Source organism: Sphingobium fontiphilum (assembly GCF_014196635.1).
GTDB classification, from domain to species: Bacteria; Pseudomonadota; Alphaproteobacteria; order Sphingomonadales; family Sphingomonadaceae; genus Sphingobium; species Sphingobium fontiphilum.
This window is the reverse complement of record NZ_JACIEB010000003.1, coordinates 287,662-305,539: the sequence shown is the minus strand read 5'-3', so window position 1 is coordinate 305,539 and position 17,878 is coordinate 287,662. Positions and strand designations below refer to the sequence as shown.

General features: G+C 65.3%; 19 protein-coding genes. 16 read left to right on the top strand and 3 right to left on the bottom strand.

The window, feature by feature from the left end; genetic code table 11:
- Positions 1-7: 7 nt before the first annotated feature.
- The 9 genes from ctaD to GGR44_RS08525 all read left to right on the top strand — a co-directional run bounded on the left by ctaD (position 8) and on the right by GGR44_RS08525 (position 7,834).
- A complete protein-coding gene (gene ctaD, locus GGR44_RS08565; RefSeq protein ID WP_183955143.1) occupies positions 8-1,699 on the top strand; it encodes a cytochrome c oxidase subunit I in 1,692 nt (563 codons plus the stop codon).
- 70 nt (positions 1,700-1,769) lie between these two features.
- A complete protein-coding gene (locus GGR44_RS08560; RefSeq protein WP_183955142.1) occupies positions 1,770-2,678 on the top strand; it encodes a heme o synthase in 909 nt (302 codons plus the stop codon).
- Positions 2,675-2,812 carry a hypothetical protein gene (locus tag GGR44_RS08555; RefSeq protein WP_183955141.1) on the top strand — a complete coding sequence of 46 codons (138 nt, stop codon included), beginning with the start codon at positions 2,675-2,677 and terminating at the stop codon, positions 2,810-2,812. Before GGR44_RS08560 ends, GGR44_RS08555 begins: the two co-directional genes overlap by 4 nt.
- Positions 2,812-3,387 (top strand): cytochrome c oxidase assembly protein, encoded by a 576-nt coding sequence (locus GGR44_RS08550; RefSeq protein ID WP_183955279.1) that lies wholly within the window; start codon positions 2,812-2,814, stop codon positions 3,385-3,387. The genes GGR44_RS08555 and GGR44_RS08550 overlap by 1 nt, the downstream gene beginning before the upstream one ends.
- A 43-nt stretch (positions 3,388-3,430) precedes the next feature.
- Positions 3,431-4,261, top strand: coding sequence for a cytochrome c oxidase subunit 3 (locus GGR44_RS08545; RefSeq protein ID WP_183955140.1), 831 nt, complete (start codon positions 3,431-3,433; stop codon positions 4,259-4,261).
- Between the two features lie 84 nt (positions 4,262-4,345).
- Positions 4,346-4,741: a DUF983 domain-containing protein gene (locus tag GGR44_RS08540; RefSeq protein WP_183955139.1), complete on the top strand. Its 396-nt coding sequence runs from the start codon at positions 4,346-4,348 to the stop codon at positions 4,739-4,741.
- Positions 4,742-4,743: 2 nt separating this feature from the next.
- Complete coding sequence (locus GGR44_RS08535; RefSeq protein ID WP_183955138.1) at positions 4,744-5,364, top strand: SURF1 family cytochrome oxidase biogenesis protein; 621 nt, start codon at positions 4,744-4,746, stop codon at positions 5,362-5,364.
- 55 nt (positions 5,365-5,419) lie between these two features.
- On the top strand, positions 5,420-6,820 hold the full coding sequence (thrC, locus tag GGR44_RS08530; RefSeq protein WP_183955137.1) for a threonine synthase: 1,401 nt from the start codon (positions 5,420-5,422) through the stop codon (positions 6,818-6,820).
- Between the two features lie 144 nt (positions 6,821-6,964).
- Positions 6,965-7,834 carry a class I SAM-dependent methyltransferase gene (locus GGR44_RS08525; protein WP_183955136.1) on the top strand — a complete coding sequence of 290 codons (870 nt, stop codon included), beginning with the start codon at positions 6,965-6,967 and terminating at the stop codon, positions 7,832-7,834.
- Positions 7,835-7,841: 7 nt separating this feature from the next.
- Here GGR44_RS08525 and GGR44_RS08520 read toward each other — a convergent pair whose 3' ends face one another.
- Positions 7,842-9,143 carry an MFS transporter gene (locus GGR44_RS08520; RefSeq protein WP_183955135.1) on the bottom strand — a complete coding sequence of 434 codons (1,302 nt, stop codon included), beginning with the start codon at positions 9,141-9,143 and terminating at the stop codon, positions 7,842-7,844.
- Between the two features lie 155 nt (positions 9,144-9,298).
- Between GGR44_RS08520 and cyoA the strand changes: the two genes are divergently transcribed.
- From cyoA to GGR44_RS08485, 7 genes are read left to right on the top strand one after another with little or no spacing between them, the layout of a single operon-like run.
- A complete protein-coding gene (gene cyoA / locus GGR44_RS08515; protein ID WP_183955134.1) occupies positions 9,299-10,516 on the top strand; it encodes a ubiquinol oxidase subunit II in 1,218 nt (405 codons plus the stop codon).
- 18 nt (positions 10,517-10,534) lie between these two features.
- A complete protein-coding gene (gene cyoB / locus GGR44_RS08510; protein WP_183955133.1) occupies positions 10,535-12,550 on the top strand; it encodes a cytochrome o ubiquinol oxidase subunit I in 2,016 nt (671 codons plus the stop codon).
- Positions 12,547-13,173, top strand: coding sequence for a cytochrome o ubiquinol oxidase subunit III (gene cyoC / locus GGR44_RS08505; protein ID WP_183955132.1), 627 nt, complete (start codon positions 12,547-12,549; stop codon positions 13,171-13,173). The genes cyoB and cyoC overlap by 4 nt, the downstream gene beginning before the upstream one ends.
- Positions 13,170-13,541, top strand: a complete 372-nt coding sequence (cyoD, locus tag GGR44_RS08500) for a cytochrome o ubiquinol oxidase subunit IV (protein WP_183955131.1) — start codon at positions 13,170-13,172, stop codon at positions 13,539-13,541. The genes cyoC and cyoD overlap by 4 nt, the downstream gene beginning before the upstream one ends.
- The gene (locus tag GGR44_RS08495; protein ID WP_246344425.1) at positions 13,538-14,248 is read left to right on the top strand and encodes an SURF1 family protein; all 711 of its coding nucleotides are present in this window, start codon (positions 13,538-13,540) and stop codon (positions 14,246-14,248) included. Before cyoD ends, GGR44_RS08495 begins: the two co-directional genes overlap by 4 nt.
- Entirely contained in the window at positions 14,245-15,540 is a 1,296-nt protein-coding gene (locus GGR44_RS08490; protein ID WP_246344422.1) for an ATP-binding protein, read from the top strand. Before GGR44_RS08495 ends, GGR44_RS08490 begins: the two co-directional genes overlap by 4 nt.
- Positions 15,537-16,073 carry a response regulator transcription factor gene (locus GGR44_RS08485; protein ID WP_183955130.1) on the top strand — a complete coding sequence of 179 codons (537 nt, stop codon included), beginning with the start codon at positions 15,537-15,539 and terminating at the stop codon, positions 16,071-16,073. The genes GGR44_RS08490 and GGR44_RS08485 overlap by 4 nt, the downstream gene beginning before the upstream one ends.
- Positions 16,074-16,084: 11 nt before the next feature.
- Here the strand turns inward: GGR44_RS08485 and metW are convergent, their stop codons facing one another.
- The gene (gene metW, locus GGR44_RS08480) at positions 16,085-16,678 is read right to left on the bottom strand and encodes a methionine biosynthesis protein MetW (protein WP_183955129.1); all 594 of its coding nucleotides are present in this window, start codon (positions 16,676-16,678) and stop codon (positions 16,085-16,087) included.
- Positions 16,675-17,811 (bottom strand): homoserine O-acetyltransferase MetX, encoded by a 1,137-nt coding sequence (gene metX / locus GGR44_RS08475; RefSeq protein ID WP_183955128.1) that lies wholly within the window; start codon positions 17,809-17,811, stop codon positions 16,675-16,677. The genes metW and metX overlap by 4 nt, the downstream gene beginning before the upstream one ends.
- Between the last annotated feature and the right edge of the window lie 67 nt (positions 17,812-17,878).

Genomic DNA, 17,878 nt, shown 5'->3' with positions numbered 1-17,878 from the left:
GGAAACCATGACCACCATTACCGCCGATCACGCGCATGATCATGCCCATGATCACGACGCCGATCACAAGCCCGCCTTCTTCCAGCGTTGGTTCATGTCGACCAACCACAAGGATATCGGCACCCTTTACCTCATCTTCGCGATCTTCGCCGGCGTCGTCGGCGGCGCGATTTCGGGCCTGATGCGCGTCGAACTGGCGCAGCCCGGCATCCAGTATCTTCAGGGCTGGGCCAATATCCAGCATTCGCTGATGGGCGCCGAACCGGCCTCGCTCGACCAGGCCTATCACCTGTGGAACGCGCTCATCACCGCGCACGGCCTCATCATGGTGTTTTTCATGGTCATGCCCGCCATCATCGGCGGCTTTGGCAACTGGTTCGTGCCGATCATGATCGGCGCGCCCGACATGGCCTTCCCGCGCATGAACAATATCAGCTTCTGGCTGCTCATCCCCGCCTTCCTGCTGCTGCTCGGCTCGGCCTTCGTGCCCGGCGGCACCGGCTATGGCGCGGGCACCGGCTGGACCGTCTATGCGCCGCTGTCGACCAGCGGTTCGGCGGGTCCGGCGGTCGACATGGCCATCCTGTCGCTGCACATCGCGGGCGCCGGCTCCATCCTGGGCGCGGTCAACTTCATCACCACCATCTTCAACATGCGCGCGCCGGGCATGACCCTGCACAAAATGCCGCTGTTCGTCTGGTCGGTGCTGGTCACCGCCTTCCTGCTGCTGCTCGCGCTGCCCGTTCTGGCCGCCGCGATCACCATGCTGCTGACGGACCGCAATTTCGGCACGACCTTCTATGATGCGGCCGGCGGCGGCGATCCGGAACTCTACCAGCATCTGTTCTGGTTCTTCGGCCATCCCGAAGTGTATATCATGATCCTGCCGGGCTTCGGCATCGTCAGCCAGATCGTGTCGACCTTCAGCCGCAAGCCCGTCTTCGGCTATCTCGGCATGGCCTACGCCATGGTCGCGATCGGCGTTGTCGGCTTCGTCGTGTGGGCGCACCACATGTTCACCACCGGCATGTCGGTGAACGTGAAGATGTATTTCACCGCCGCGACGATGGTCATCGCGGTGCCCACCGGCATCAAGATCTTCTCGTGGATCGCGACCATGTGGGGCGGCTCCATGTCGTTCAAGACCCCGATGGTCTGGGCGCTGGGCTTCATCTTCATGTTTACGGTCGGCGGCGTGACCGGCGTCGTGCTCGCCAATGGCGGCGTCGACGACGTGCTGCACGACACCTATTATGTCGTCGCCCACTTCCATTATGTGCTCAGCCTCGGCGCTGTGTTCTCGCTGTTCGCCGGTTTCTACTACTGGTTCCCGAAAATGTCGGGCAGGATGTACAACGAGTTCCTCGGCCAGCTCCACTTCTGGGTGTTCTTCGTCGGCGTGAACCTGCTGTTCTTCCCGATGCACTTCCTGGGCCTGTCGGGCATGCCGCGTCGCTACCCCGATTATCCGGAAGCCTTCGCCAAGTGGAACGGCGTCGCCAGCCTCGGCTATGAAATCATGGCTGTCGGCATGGTGATCTTCTTCATCAACGTCTTCTGGTCGCTCGCTGCGGGCAGGAAGGCGGCCGGCAACCCGTGGGGCGAAGGCGCGACCACGCTGGAATGGACCCTGTCCAGCCCGCCGCCCTTCCACCAGTTCGAAACCCTGCCCGTGATCGAGGATGCCCCGCATCACTGATCCGCGCTGACGAACGATGATCGGGGGCGGGCTGTCGGCTCGCCCCCGCCTGTCTTTCGGATGGAATGATATGACGACCGTGACCATGAACCACGCCACCATGCCCGCCCACTGGCGGGATTTCGTCGCGCTGACGAAGCCGCGCGTGATGTCGCTGGTCGTGTTCACCGGCCTGTGCGGCCTGCTGGCGGCGCCGGGCCATATTCACCCGGTGCTGGCCTTCACCGCGATCCTGTGCATCGCCGTGGGCGCGGGCGCTGCGGCCGCGCTCAACCAATGGTATGAAGCCGACATCGACGCGCTGATGAAGCGCACCGCCCGGCGACCCTTGCCCGACAAGCGCATGGATCGCCAGTCGGCGCTGCATTTCGGCGTTGGCCTCGGCGTTTTTTCGGTCATCCTGATGGGCATGGCGACCAACTGGGTCGCCGCCGCCGTGCTGGCCGTCTCGATCCTGTTCTATGTCATCGTCTACACCATCTGGCTGAAGCCCCGGACGGCGCAGAATATCGTCATCGGCGGCGCGGCGGGGGCCTTCCCCCCGGTCATCGGCTGGGCGGCGGTGACGGGCGACATAACCGCGCTGCCCATCGCGCTCTTCTGCCTCATCTTCTTCTGGACGCCGCCGCATTTCTGGGCGCTCGCCCTGTTCGTGAAGACCGATTACGCCGCTGCGGGCATCCCCATGCTGCCGGTCGTGTCGGGCGAAGTCGCCACCCGCCGCCAGATCTGGTTCTACACCGCGATCATGGCGGTCGCGGCGATGGCGCCGGTGCTGCTGCGCCTGACCGGGCCGATCTATGGCACGGCGGCGCTGCTGGGCACTGCGTTGTTCGCCGTCTTCGCCTTTCAGGTCTATCGTCGGCGCGAAAGCGATCCCGCGCTGATGCAGCCCGAAAGGCGGCTGTTCAAATATTCCATTCTCTATCTCTTCCTTCTCTTCGGCGCGGTCGTCGTCGACCGCTGGGTGTTCGCATGACGCCGGAGGAACTGGAACAGATCCGCGCGCGCCAGAAATCGCGCTCCATCGTCACCGGCCTGCTGCTGGGCGCGCTGGTGATCCTGTTCTTCGCCATCACCCTGGCGAAGATCGGCGCGAGCCACGCGATATGATGGCGACTTTGCCCCCTTCGCCCTTCGACCGGGATCGCCGCAACCGCCGGACGATGGCGGCGATGTTCGTCGTCGGCCTCGCCATGCTCGCGCTCGGCTTCGCGTCGGTGCCGCTCTACCGCATCTTCTGCGAACAGACCGGTTTCGGCGGCACCACCCAGCGCGCCGCCGCCGACGTCCAGGTGCGCGAAGCGACCGGCCACAGCATGTCGATCCGTTTCGATTCCAACGTGCAGCCGGGTATGCCCTGGCAATTCCACCCGGAACAGCCGACCCAGACGGTGACCGTCGGCGCCAGGTCGATGGCGATCTTCATCGCGAAGAACATGTCGGACAAGCCGGTGTCGGGCACGGCCAGCTTCAACGTCACGCCGACCCAGGCGGGCGCCTATTTCACCAAGATTCAGTGTTTCTGCTTCACCCAGCAGACCTTGCAGCCGGGGCAGGAGGTGCGGATGCCCGTCCTCTATTATGTCGATCCGAAAATCATCGACGATCCCGATAACAAGGATACGCAGCAAATTACGCTCAGCTACACCTTCTATCCTGTTGAGCAGGATGGGAAGGCGAGCTAAGGCAAAAGTCGAAAAACCGAACCGAGGGACAGGGAAAACCACCATGGCCGGCGCCAAGAACCACGATTATCATATTCTTCCGCCCAGCATCTGGCCGCTCTTCGGCGCGATGTCGGCGCTCGTCATGGCCTTTGGCGGCGTGATGTGGATGCATCCTGACGCGTTCGGCCCGGCCGGCGGCTGGGTGTTTCTGATCGGCCTCGCGGGCGTTCTCTTCACCATGTATAGCTGGTGGGGCAATGTCATATCGGAAGCCCATGCCGGCGACCATACGCCGGTGGTTCAGCTTCACCTGCGCTACGGCATGATCCTGTTCATCGCGTCCGAAGTGATGTTCTTCGTCGGCTGGTTCTGGGCCTTTTTCGACTTCTCGCTCTTCCCCTCGGCTCTGCCGCCGATCGACGGCCTGTTCCCGTCCAAGGGGATCGAGGTGATGAGCGCGTTCGAACTGCCGCTGCTCAACACGCTGATCCTGCTCTGCTCGGGCACCACCGTCACCTGGGCGCACCACGCGCTGATCCACGGCGACCGCGACGGCCTCATCAAGGGCCTGTGGTGCACCATCATCCTGGGCGCGATCTTCTCCTGCATCCAGGCCTATGAATATGCCCATGCGCCGTTTCCCTTCGGCGGATCGCCCTACAGCTCGGCTTTCTACATGGCGACCGGCTTCCACGGCTTCCACGTTCTGGTCGGCACGATCTTCCTGATCGTCAATCTCGTCCGCGCCTATAAGGGGCACTTCACCCCCCGCCAGCATTTCGGTTTCGAAGCGGCGGCCTGGTACTGGCATTTCGTTGACGTCGTCTGGCTGTTCCTGTTCGTCGCCATCTATGTCTGGGGCGGCTGGGGCGCACCGGTTCACGGCGGCTGATCCTCCCTCCATTCCGACAAAGCGGCCGGGGCAGCGATGCTCCGGCCGTTTTCTTTTGGTCGGGCGCGGGCTATGGGGGAGGGCATGGATCAGCCGTCACCTTCCGCCCGCCCGCCGCTTGGCGCCCTGCTCGCCGCGTCGGCGCGCGGCCAGTGCCCCGCTTGCAGCGCGCCCACCCTGTTCGACGGCCCGGTGCGCTTCGCCGCGCGCTGCCGGGCCTGCGGCCTCGATTACAGCCAGTTCAACGTCGGGGATGGCCCGGCCGCCTTTCTGACGCTGATCGTCGGCACGATCATCGTCATCCTCGCGCTGGTGCTGGAGTTCAGGGCGCATCCGCCGCTCTGGCTGCACATGCTGATCTGGACCCCGGTGACCGTCGCCGCCGTCGTCGGCAGCCTGCGCGTCGCCAAGGGCGCGCTCCTGATCCTCGAATATCGCAACAAGGCGCGCGAAGGCCGCATCGCCGAACCCCGCGATTGAATATGCCGCGACTGCCCGTCATTCCCACGCTCATCGTCGCCGCGCTGATGGCGGTGATGATCGGCCTCGGCTTCTGGCAGCTTGACCGGCGCGCCGAGAAGAACGCCGCCATCGCCATGGCCGCCGCCAACCCCGGCCGACCGCCCGTCGCCTTCCCCAAATGGCCGCCGGTGCCGCCCGAAATATTGTTCCGCCCGTCCTCGGTCGTCTGCCTGCGCGTGGTCGGGTGGCAGGTGGTGGCGGGCCGCGCGGCTGACGGCGCTGTCGGTTACCGCCATATCGCCCAATGCGCGACCGGGGCGGAGGGGCCGGGCGCGCTCATTGCGCTGGGCGTCGGCCAGCGCCCCGATGAGCGCGTGAACTGGGCGGGAGGCCGCGTCGAAGGATGGCTGTCGGAAGAGCCCGATCATCGCGCGCTCATCACCCGCCTCTTTGGTAAGGCCCCGCCGCTGCGCCCCATGCTGGTCGCGCGCGCCGCGCCCGCGGGCCTCAAACCCGTCGCCCCGCCCGGCGCGGCCGACGTGCCCAACAACCACCTGGCCTATGCGGTCCAATGGTTCCTGTTCGCCGGGATCGCCGCCACCATCTATATTCTGGCGCTTCGCCGCCGCGCGCGAGGCTGAACCGCGCGTATTGGCTTGCTCCCGCGCCGTTGCGGCGTTACCGCGCTTTCCCACTATGGACTATATCAGCACCAGGGGCAGCGCGCCCGCGCTCGGTTTCGAAGATGTCACGCTGGCGGGGCTGGCGTCGGACGGCGGCCTTTATCTGCCCAGCCAATGGCCGCAATTTTCGCCCGACATGATCCGCGCTCTGGCTGGCCTGTCCTATGTCGAAACGGCGGTGCGCGTCATGGCGCCCTTCGTCGCCGGGTCGCTCAGCGAAGACGAACTGCGCGACCTGTGCGCCGCCGCCTATGGCCGGTTCAGCCATGATGCGGTGACCCCGCTGGTGCAGCTCGACCATCGCCACTGGCTGCTGGAGCTGTTCCACGGCCCGACGCTGGCGTTCAAGGATGTCGCCCTGCAATTGCTGGGGCAGTTGTTCGAACGCTTCCTGTCGCGCCGCGACGATCATCTCACCATCGTCGGCGCGACGTCGGGCGACACCGGATCGGCGGCGATCGACGCGGTCGCGGGGCGGGAGAAGATCGACATTTTCATGCTCCACCCCGATGGCCGCGTGTCCGATGTGCAGCGGCGGCAGATGACGACGGTGCTGGCGCCCAATGTCTACAACATCGCCATCGACGGCAGCTTCGACGATGCGCAGGCGCTGGTGAAGCGCATGTTCAACGACCCGGATTTTTCCGCCCGCTTCAACCTGTCGGCGGTCAACAGCATCAACTGGGCGCGGCTGATGGCGCAGGTCGTCTATTATTTCTACGCCGCCGTGCGTCTGGGCGCGCCCGAACGGCCGGTCGCCTTCTCGGTCCCGACCGGCAATTTCGGCGACGTGTTCGCGGGCTATGTCGCCGCGCAAATGGGTCTGCCGGTGGCGAAGCTGGTGGTCGCGACCAATGTCAACGATATCCTCCACCGCGCCCTTTCCCAGGGCGATTACAGCCAGGGGCAGGTGGTGCCGACCGCGACGCCCAGCATGGACATTCAGGTCAGCTCCAATTTCGAACGGCTGCTGTTCGACGCGGGCGGCCGCGACGGACTGGCGCTGGCGGAACAGATGCGCGGTTTCGAGGCGAGCAAGGCGATGCGCCTGACCAACGCCCAGCGCGAAGGCGCGGCGCACATCTTCACCTCCGCCCGGATCGACCCTGACAGCATGACCATGGCGATGCGCTGGGCTTATGACGCCGCCGGGCAGGTGATTGACCCGCACAGCGCCATCGGCCTCGCCGCCGCGCGCGATCTGGCGCTGGACCCCGCCATTCCGGTGGTTACCCTCGCCACCGCCCATGCCGCCAAGTTCCGCGACGCGGTGGAACGCGCCACCGGCACCCGCCCGCCGCTGCCCGCGCGCGTGGGCGACCTGTTCGCGCGGGAGGAATCCTTTGCGAAGCTGCCCGCGACGTTCGAGGCGGTGACCGCCTATGTCGCCGAACGCGCGACCCCGCGCAGCTGATCGGCATATATTTTACCGTTCGTGCTGAGTAGGGACTGAGCTTGTCGAAGGCCCGTATCGAAGCATAAGCGCGCTACTCACCCTTCGATATGCCGCTTCGACTTCGCTCAGCGGCTACTCAGGGCGAACGGAGGTTGTTGAAAAGTGGAACTCAAGACCCTCATCGGCGAACCCTGGGCCGATTATGGCCTCATCGATTCGGGCCATGGCCGCAAGCTCGAACGCTATGGCCGCTTCCGCTTCATCCGTCCCGAACCGCAGGCGATGTGGGCGCCTGCGACCGGCGACTGGCGCGCCGACGGCGAATTCATCCCCGGATCGGATGAGGATGGCGGCGGCCGCTGGTATTATGAGCGTCCCGTTCCGGCCGAAGGCTGGCCGCTTTCCTGGAACGAGGTGACCTTCCAGTCGAGCTGCACCCCCTTTCGCCATCTCGGCTTCTTCCCCGACATGGTGCCGGTGTGGGAGTGGATGCGCGAACGCACCGCCGACAAGGCGGAAGCCGACGTGATGAACCTCTTCGGCTACACCGGCGTCGGCACGCTCGCCATGGCGGCCGGCGGCGCGCGCATGGTCCATGTCGACGCGTCGAAGAAATCGGTGGCGCAGGCCCGCGCCAACGCGACCCTATCCGGACTGGACGACCGCCCCGTCCGCTGGATCGTCGACGACGCCGCCAAATTCGTCGCGCGTGAAGTGCGGCGCGGCCGCCGTTATGACGGCATCTTGCTCGATCCGCCCAAATATGGCCGTGGCCCCGATGGCGAGGTCTGGCGGCTGGAGGAGGATCTGCCCGGCCTCATCGCCAACTGCCGCCAGTTGCTCGACGCCGACAGCCGTTTCCTGTTCCTGACCGTCTATGCCGTGCGCATGTCGGCGCTGGCCATCGGCGAATTGCTGAAACAGGCGTTCGCCGACCTGCCCGGCACGGTCGAGGCGGGCGAGCTCGTCGTGCGGGAGGAATCGCGCGGCCTGTTGCTGCCCACCGCCATCTGGGCGCGCTGGCGGCGCTGACGCCCGTTCAGCGCGCCTTGCCCAGTTCGCTGTTCAGCCACAGCGCCACCAGCGTCGCCACCGCGCCCGACAACAGGTAAGCGCCCGACGCCAGCAGGCCATAATGGGCCGATAGCCACAGCGCGACCAGCGGCGCGAAGCCCGCGCCGAACAGCCAGGCGAGATCGCTGGTCAACGCCGATCCGGTATAGCGGTGGCGGGTGGCGAAATTGGCCGACACCGCGCCCGACGACTGGCCGAAGGCGAGGCCCAGCAGGATGAAGCCCAGACCCATGAAGGCGATTTCGCCGCCTTCGCCCAGGTCGAGGAGCTGCGGCGCGAAACCGCTGAACGCGGCGATGGCGGCGGCGGTATAGCCGAGCAGGCGCCGCCGCCCGATCCGGTCGGCGAGCTTGCCCGAAACCACGATGGCGATGACGCCCAACGCTGCGGCCGCCGCCTCGATCAGCAGGAAAGTGGTCGGCGCCTCGGTGGTGAACAGGAACACCCAGGACAATGGGAACACCGTCACCATGTGAAACAGGGCAAAGCTCGCCAGCGGGGCAAAGGCGCCGATGACGATGGTCCGCCATTCGGTGCTCAGCGTCACCAGCGCGCGTTCGGGCTGAAGGTCGCGGGTTTCGAACAGATGCTGGAACTCCGGCGTCACCACGATGCGCAGCCGCGCGAACAGCGCGACGACGTTGATCGCGAAGGCGACGAAGAAGGGAAAGCGCCAGCCCCATTCCAGAAAGTCCGCGCCCGGCAGGATGGCGGTGAAATAGGCGAAGAGCAGGCTCGCCACGATCAGGCCGAGCGGCGCGCCCAGTTGCGGGATCATCGCATACCAGCCGCGCTTTTCGGGCGGGGCGTTCAGCGCCAGCAGCGATGCAAGCCCATCCCATGTGCCGCCCAGCGCGACGCCCTGGCCCATGCGGAACAGCGCCAGAAGCCAGATCGCGCCCATGCCCAGCGTCTCGTAACCGGGCAGGAAGGCGATGGCGGCGGTCGATCCGCCCAGCAGGAACAGAGCGGCGGTCAGCTTGAAGCCCCGGCCATAGGCGCGGTCGATCGCCATGAACAGGATGGAGCCGACCGGCCGCGCGATGAAGGCCAGCGCGAAAATGGCGAAGGACCAGAGCGTGCCCGTCAGCGGATCGACAAAGGGAAAGAAGAAACCGGGGAAGACCAGCACAGACGCGATGGCATAGACGAAGAAGTCGAAAAATTCCGACGTGCGGCCAATGATGACGCCGATGGCGATTTCGCCGGGCGAAACCGGGCCATGGTCATGAGCCAGTTCGGGGGCGTCGATGGCGGCGGCGGACATGGGTTGTGCTTCTCCGGTCCCTGCGCGGGAATCAATATGGGTCGCCCCCGCTGTGGGGACGTTCAACGCATCGCCCTATTGTCCTTGATGTAGATCAAAGGGATTGGACAAAATGTCCTATCGCAACTGCGAACGGCCGCTTCTAACCGGCACGCATGGTAGCGATCCTTTCGAATCCGGCGCGCGCGCTGCGCTCTGCCCTGGCCCTTTCCCCGCTGGCGCTGCTGGGCGGCTGCGACTGGGTGGTGATGAACCCGGCCGGCGATGTCGCCCGGCAACAGGCCGATCTGGTGATCGTCGCCACAGTGCTGATGCTGCTCATCATCGTGCCCGTCATGGCGCTGACCATCTGGTTCGCCTGGCATTATCGCGCCGCCAATCAGGACGCGCGCTACGAACCCGACTGGCACCATTCGACCCAGTTGGAACTGGTGATCTGGTCGGCCCCGCTGCTCATCATCATCGCGCTGGGCGCGGTCACCTGGGCGGGCACCCATTTGCTCGATCCCTATCGCACCATCGGCCGCATCGACGCGGGCAAGGCTGTGTCGGCGACGGTAAAGCCGCTGGAGGTGAATGTCGTCGCGCTCGACTGGAAATGGCTGTTCATCTATCCGGAGCAGAAGATCGCGACCGTCAACGAACTGGTGCTGCCGACCGACCGGCCGATCAAGTTCCGCATCACCTCCTCCTCGGTGATGAACAGCTTTTACGCGCCCGCGCTCGCGGGACAGATCTACGCCATGCCGGGCATGGAAACGAAGCTGCACGCCGTCCTCAACCGCGAAGGCCTCTATGCGGGCTTCTCCGCCAATTATAGCGGCGCCGGCTTCTCGCACATGCGCTTCGCGATGAGGGGCTTGTCGGCGCAGGGTTTCGACCAGTGGGCCGCCGGCGTCAGGGCTGAAAGCGGCCTGCTCGATCGCGCCGCCTATCTGGAGCTTGAAAAGCCCAGCGAGCAGGAAGCCGTGCGCCATTATGCCGCCGTCGCCCCCGACCTGTTCGACGCGGTCGTCAACCTGTGCGTGCGCCCCGGCAAGATGTGCATGAGCCAGATGATGGCGCTCGACGCGCGCGGCGGCACGGGCAAGGCGGGCGGGTTCAACACCGCCGCGCTCACCTATGACAAGTTCGGCCGCGAACATGTGGCCAATGTCGCGCCGGGCGCATTGCTGGCCGCCGAAAAATGGGTGAAGGCGATGTGCGCCGACAACAGCCCCACCGCCGCCCTGTCGCAGGAATGGCGGGCCCCCGCCAGCGTGTCGCCGCTGCGCGGCGCGGGCATCGCCCGGCCCGCCCAGTCGCGCCCCACCGATACTCTCAGCCTCGCTCCTGCGGCCCTTGACCGCGCGGCGAAGTCTCCCCTCTCCTGATTTGCGGACGATAGCCCCATGACCTCCCCTGACCAAAGCTGGTCGTTCCTGTTCGGCCGCCTGACGCTCGATTCGCTGCCGCTGCATGAACCCATTGTCGTCGCGACCTTTGTCGCGGTGATGCTGGGCGGCGTCGCGCTGGTCGGCGCGCTCACTTATTTCAGGCTCTGGGGCTATTTGTGGAAGGAATGGTTCACCAGCGTGGACCACAAGAAGATCGGCATCATGTACATGGTGCTCGGCCTCATCATGTTCCTGCGCGGCTTTGCCGATGCGGTAATGATGCGCCTGCAACAGGCGATGGCGTTCAACGGGTCGGAAGGCTATCTCAACGCCCACCATTATGACCAGATTTTCACCGCCCATGGCGTGATCATGATCTTCTTCGTGGCGATGCCCTTCGTCACCGGCCTGATGAACTATGTCGTCCCGCTTCAGATCGGCGCGCGCGACGTCAGCTTTCCCTTCCTCAACAATTTCAGCTTCTGGATGACGGCGTCGGGCGCCGCGCTGGTCATGGCGTCGCTGTTCATCGGCGAATTCGCCCAGACCGGCTGGCTCGCCTATCCGCCGCTGTCGGGCATCGCCTACAGCCCCAGCGTCGGCGTCGATTACTATATCTGGGCGCTCCAGATAGCGGGCGTGGGCACGACATTATCGGGCATCAACCTGATCGCGACCATCGTGAAGATGCGCGCGCCGGGCATGAACCTGATGAAGATGCCGGTCTTCACCTGGACGTCGCTGTGCACCAACGTGCTGATCGTCGCCTCCTTTCCGGTGCTGACCGCCGTGCTCGCGCTGCTGACTGCCGACCGCTATATCGGCACCAATTTCTTCACCAACGACTTCGGCGGTTCGCCGATGATGTATGTGAACCTGATCTGGATCTGGGGCCATCCGGAAGTCTACATCCTGGTGCTGCCGGTGTTCGGCGTCTTTTCCGAAGTCACCTCCACCTTCTGCGGCAAGCGGCTCTTTGGCTATACGTCGATGGTCTATGCGACGGTGGTCATCACCATCCTGTCCTATGTCGTGTGGCTGCACCATTTCTTCACCATGGGGTCGGGCGCCAGCGTCAACAGCTTTTTCGGCATCACCACCATGGTGATTTCGATCCCGACGGGGGCCAAGCTTTTCAACTGGCTGTTCACCATGTACCGGGCGCGCATCCGGTTCGACCTGCCGATGATGTGGACGGTCGCCTTCATGCTGACCTTCGTCATCGGCGGCATGACCGGCGTGCTGCTGGCGGTGCCCCCGGCCGATTTCGTGCTGCACAATTCGCTGTTCCTGATCGCCCATTTCCATAACGTCATCATCGGCGGCGTGGTGTTCGGCGTGTTCGCGGCGATCAACTACTGGTGGCCCAAGGCCTTCGGTTTCCGTCTGGAGCCGTTCTGGGGCAAGGTCAGCTTCTGGTGCTGGGTCGTCGGCTTCTGGCTGGCCTTCACCCCGCTCTATGTCATGGGCCTGATGGGCGTCACCCGCCGGATGCGCGTGTTCGACGATCCGTCCCTGCAAATCTGGTTCGTCATCGCCGCCATCGGCGCGGGCCTGATCGCCATCGGCATCGCCGCCATGCTGATCCAATATGCGGTGTCGATCATCAACCGCGACAAGTTGCGCGACGAAAGCGGCGATCCCTGGAATGGCCGCACCCTCGAATGGTCGACCAGCTCGCCGCCGCCCGCCTATAATTTCGCCTTCACGCCGGTCGTCCACGATCTCGACGCCTGGGCCGACATGAAGCGGATGGGCGTCCCCCGGCCGGTCGACGGCTTCTGCCCGATCCACATGCCGCGCAACACCGGCGCGGGGATCATCCTGGCGGGCATCGCCACGGTCTGCGGCTTCGCGCTGATCTGGCACATATGGTGGCTCGCCCTGGCCAGCTTCGCCGCGCTGCTCGTCGCCGCCATCGCCCACACGTTCAACTACCGCCGCGATTTCCACATCCCGGTCGAAACCGTCGAGGAAACCGAATCGGCGCGCACGCGCCAGCTTGCCAGCCTTCAGGGAGCCGCCGCATGAGCGAGGCCAACAGCGCGGCGACCCTGACCGGGCGCTTCTACGACCTTCACGAACATGACCATCCCGAAGGCGGCAGCACCATGCTGGGCTTCTGGATCTACCTGATGAGCGATTGCCTGATCTTCGCCATGCTGTTCGCCGCCTTTGGCGTTCTGGGCGGCAATCTGGCGGCGGGGCCGGGACCGAAGGATCTGTTCGACCTGCCGCTGGTGGCGCTCAACACCTCGATGCTGCTCTTCTCCTCCATCACCTATGGCTTCGCCATGCTGGCGATGCAGCGCGGCGCGAAGGCGCAGGTTCAGGGCTGGCTGCTGGTGACGGCGCTGTTCGGCGCGGCCTTCCTGTCGATCGAGCTCTATGAGTTCGCCCACATGATCCACGAAGGCGCCACGCCCCAGCGCAGCGCCTTCCTGTCGGCCTTCTTCACCCTGGTCGGCACCCACGGCCTGCACGTCACTTTCGGCCTCGTCTGGCTGTTCGTGCTGGTGGTGCAGGTGGGGCAGCGGGGCCTTATTCCCGCCAATCGCCGCCGGCTGATGTGCCTCAGCCTGTTCTGGCACTTCCTCGACGTCGTGTGGATCGGCGTCTTCACCTTTGTCTATCTGATGGGGATGCTGCGATGAGCGCCGCGCACGAAAGCCATGGCCACGACGTCCATGATGAAGCCCATGGGTCGATGCGCGACTATGTTCTGGGCTTCATCCTGTCGGTCGTCCTGACGGCCATCCCCTTCTGGCTGGTGATGGCCGGGCCGATCGCCGACAAGAACGTCACCGCGCTGGTCATCGCCGGGTTCGCGGCGGTGCAGATCGTGGTGCACATGATCTTCTTCCTGCACATGAACGCGAAATCGGAGGGCGGCTGGAACCTGCTGGCGCTGATGTTCACCATCATTCTGGTGGTGATCGTGCTGACGGGATCGCTGTGGGTCATGTACCACCTCAACCACAATATGATGCCGACATCGCATCAGATGGACGCCGTTCCTTGACCCCCGCCCCTCCGGCCGGGGGGCGTCGGTTCGGGCCGATCATCCTGCTGTTCGCGCTGGCTCTGGGCTTCGTCGCGCTGGGCGTGTGGCAGGTGCGCCGCCTGGCCTGGAAAGAGGCGCTGATCGCGCGGGTCGACGCGGGGACGAAGGCGCCGCCGGTCGACGCCGCCGCCATTCCGCCGGCCAGCGCAAGGGCGTTGGAATATCGCGCCGTCCAACTGCGGGGCGTCTACGATCCCGCCGGGCTCGCTCTGGTCGCCGGCGCGTCCGATCTGGGCAGCGGTTACTGGGTGCTCGCCCCCCTGCGGCTGGCGGACGGTCGCCTCGTCTATGTCAATCGCGGCTTCCTGCCGGTGGGATCGAAGGCGGATGAAGCGCGCCGCGCCCTGCCCACCGGACCGGTCAGCGTCACCGGCCTGCTGCGCCTGTCCGAACCGGGCGGCGCATGGCTGCGCGCCAATCGGCCTGCGGAGGGGCGCTGGTATTCCCGCGACATCGCCGCCATCGCCGCGCAGGGCCGCGTCAGGGCGCAGCACGGCTTCTTCGTCGACGCCCGCGAAGAAAGCCCCCGCAGCGCGAACGCCCCCGTCCCCGGCCTCACCGTCATCCGTTTCGCCAATAACCACCTCGTCTATGCGCTGACCTGGTTTGCCCTTGCTCTGCTGTCGGTCGGGGCCATGGTTGTGCTATGGCGCAAGGGACCATGAGAGCGTCCCTCGCCCAGATGTCCTATCCGCTCGCCAGCGCCCGCAACATGGCGTTGCTGGTGCAATTGCGCTGGACGGCGGTGATCGGCCAGTTGCTGACCATCTGGATCGCGGACCACTGGCTGGGCGTCGAGCTGCCCCTGCCGCAACTGGTCGCGGCGCCCGTGCTGCTCGCCTTCATCAACCTGTCGACCATGGTCATGGGGCGCGAGCGGGAGGGCTATTCCTATATGGAATTGCTCGGCGCGCTGATGCTCGACGTGCTGGCGCTCGGCTGGCAGCTTTATTTCAGCGGCGGCACGACCAATCCCTTCACCTTTCTGTTCCTGCTTCAGATCGTGATCGGCGCCGTCCTGCTGCCGCCCAGCTGGAGCTGGATCGTCGCCGCCGTCGCCGCGCTGGCCGTCGCCTTTCTCTCCTTCGCCTATGAACCGCTCGGCCTGCCGCCGCACCATGCGGGCCAGCCGATGCGCATCTATCTGTGGGGCAGCCTCATCTGTTTCCTGCTGATCGCGGCGCTGCTGGTCTTCTTCGTCATCCGCATCGACCGCAACCGGCGCAGCAGCGACGCCGCGCTCGCCGCCCTGCGGCAACAGGCGGCGGAGGAACATCATATCGTGCGCATGGGCCTGCTGGCGTCGGGCGCCGCGCATGAACTGGGCACGCCCATGGCCACGATGTCGGTCATCCTGGGCGACTGGCGGTCGCACCCGGCCATTGCGGGCAATCGCGACCTGTCGGGCGAACTCGATGAAATGCAGACCGAATTGCAACGGTGCAAGGCCATCCTGTCGGGCATATTGCTGTCGGCGGGGGAGGCGCGGGGCGAAAATCCATCCGTCACCAATCTCAACAGCTTTCTGGGCGCAATCGCGGGCGAATGGTCCGACCGCAGCGGCGGCGCGGTCTATATGACCAACCTCATCGAACAGGACCGGCCCATCGTGTCCGACCCCGCCCTGCGCCAGGTGATCGGCAACATCATCGACAACGGGCTGGAAGTGTCGCCCGGCTTCGTCGGCATGGTGGCGCGGGTGGCGGAGGGCGACCTCATCCTCGACTTTACCGATCGCGGCCCCGGCTTTTCGCCCGACATGCTCGAAACCTTCGGCCGCCCCTATCATTCCACTAAGGGCCGGGCGGGCGGTGGCCTGGGCCTCTTCCTGGTGGTCAATGTCGTGCGCAAACTGGGTGGCCGGGTGGAGGTGGGCAATCCGCTGGAGGGCGGGGCGCTCGTTCGCCTGGTCATCCCCATGCGCGCGCTCGCCTATGATGGAAAGCGACGCCGATGAATGAAGCCCGTCCCACCCTCGTCATTGTCGAGGATGATCCCGCCTTCGCCCGCACGCTCCAGCGGTCGTTCGAGCGACGCGACTATGCCGTGCGCCATGCCGCCAGCCCCGAAGAACTGGCGATGCTGTTGCAGCAGACGGGCTTCGATTATGCGGTCGTCGACCTGAAACTGGGCAAGGCGTCGGGCCTCACCTGCGTCCAGATGCTCCATGCCCATGATCCGGCGATGAAGATCGTGGTGCTCACCGGCTTCGCCAGTATCGCGACGGCGGTCGAGGCGATCAAGCTGGGCGCCGCCCATTATCTCGCCAAGCCCGCCAATAGCGACGACATCGAGGAAGCCTTCGGCCGCGACCGGGGCGACCCCAATGTGCCGCTCGACAGCCGCAAAAGCTCGATCAAGACGGTGGAATGGGAATATATCCATTCAACGCTCGCCGAATGCGATTTCAACATTTCGGAAGCCGCCCGCCGTCTGGGGATGCACCGTCGCACATTGGCCCGGAAACTGGAAAAGCGGCAGCTCAGATAAGCGCGCCCACCCTATTTCCTCAACAAAAACACCGCATGTTCGGCGAACAGATTGGCGTTCGCATGGGTAGTTTCCCTGTCCCCTTTCAGGAACCACTGGCCATCGATATGCCAGCCCCGCTCCTTCACCAGCGCGCGGAAATCGTCGATGGTCAGGTGGTGGATGTTGAGCGTGTCATACCATGTATCGGGCAACAGCCGCGTCACCGGCATCCGCCCGCCCCACAATAGCGACAGGCGGCCGCGCCAATGGGCGAAATTGGGGAAGCTGACGAAGGCCTGCGCGCCGATGCGCAGCAATTCCTCGACCACCTTGTCCGGCCGCCGGGTCGTCTGCAACGTCTGGCTCAATATCGCATAATCGAAACTGGCGTCGGGATAATAGGCAAGGTCGGTGTCGGCGTCGCCCTGCACCACGGAGAGCCCACGCCCCACCGCGCCCGCGACATTGGCGCCGTCCAGTTCCAGCCCGCGCGCGTCGACGCCCTTGTCGTCGCGCAGCGCCGCCATCAGCGCGCCGTCGCCGCAACCCACGTCCAGCACCCGCGCGCCTGGCGTCACCGTCCGCGCGATCAGCGCCAGGTCGGGCCGCAACAGGTCGCTCACGCCCGTCCGCCCTTCAGGAACCCGTCGACCACGCGGTTCAACTCCGGGCATTCCAGCAGGAAGGCGTCATGGCCGAACGGGCTGGAGAGTTCGACGAAGCTCGCCGGCGCGCCCGCCGCGTGCAGCGCGTGGACGATGATGCGGGACTCGGTCGTGGGATAAAGCCAGTCGGTGTCGAAGCTGACGAGGCAGAAGCGCGCTTTCGTGGCGGTGAAGGCGCGGGCCAGCGATCCGCCATGATCCTCGGCGATGTCGTAATAGTCCATGGCGCGGGTGATGAAGAGATAGGAGTTGGCGTCGAACCGCTCGACAAAGCTCAGCCCCTGATGCCGCAAATAGCTTTCCACCTGGAAATCGGCGTCGAAGCCAAAGGTTTTGGTCGCGCGCGCCTGCAAACGGCGGCCGAATTTCTCGGTCAGCCCGGCTTCGGACAGGTAAGTGATGTGCGCCGCCATGCGCGCCACGGAAAGCCCCGCGCTCGGGACCCGCCCGTCGGCATAATAATCGCCGCCGCGCCAGTTCGGGTCGGCCATGATCGCCTGCCGCCCGACTTCGTGAAAGGCGATGTTCTGCGCGCTGTGCCGCGCGGTCGACGCGATGACGATGCAGTTTTCGACCCGGTCGGGGAACAATGTGGGCCAGGTCAGCGCCTGCATACCCCCCATCGACCCGCCGATCACCGCGCACAGACGATCGACGCCCAGATGGTCGAGCAGCAACGCCTGCGCCCGCACCATGTCGGCGATGGTGATGACCGGAAAGCGCATGGCATGGGGCTCGCCCGTCGCCGGATCGACGCTGGCCGGGCCGCTCGATCCCATGCAACTGCCGATGACATTGGAACAGATGATGAAATAGTCGGCCGGGTCGACCGGCTTGCCTGGTCCCACCATGCGCCACCACCAGCCGGGCTTGCCGGTCGACGGATGGTCCGACGCGACATATTGGTCGCCGGTCAGCGCATGGCAGATCAGGATGACGTTGGAGCCGTCGGCGTTCATCGCGCCATAGGTTTCATAGGCGATGTCGACCGGCCCCAGCGCCGCGCCGCCATCCAGCGCCAGCGGGCCGGACAGGCGGACCTGTCGGCGGAGGCCGAAACGGCTGTCATCGCTCATCGGAACGCTCGCCATGATGCTGGCGGCGCTAGGCTCCTGTATTATCCCTGTCAATCGCCGCCATGCCCTTTGCCTTCGGCGC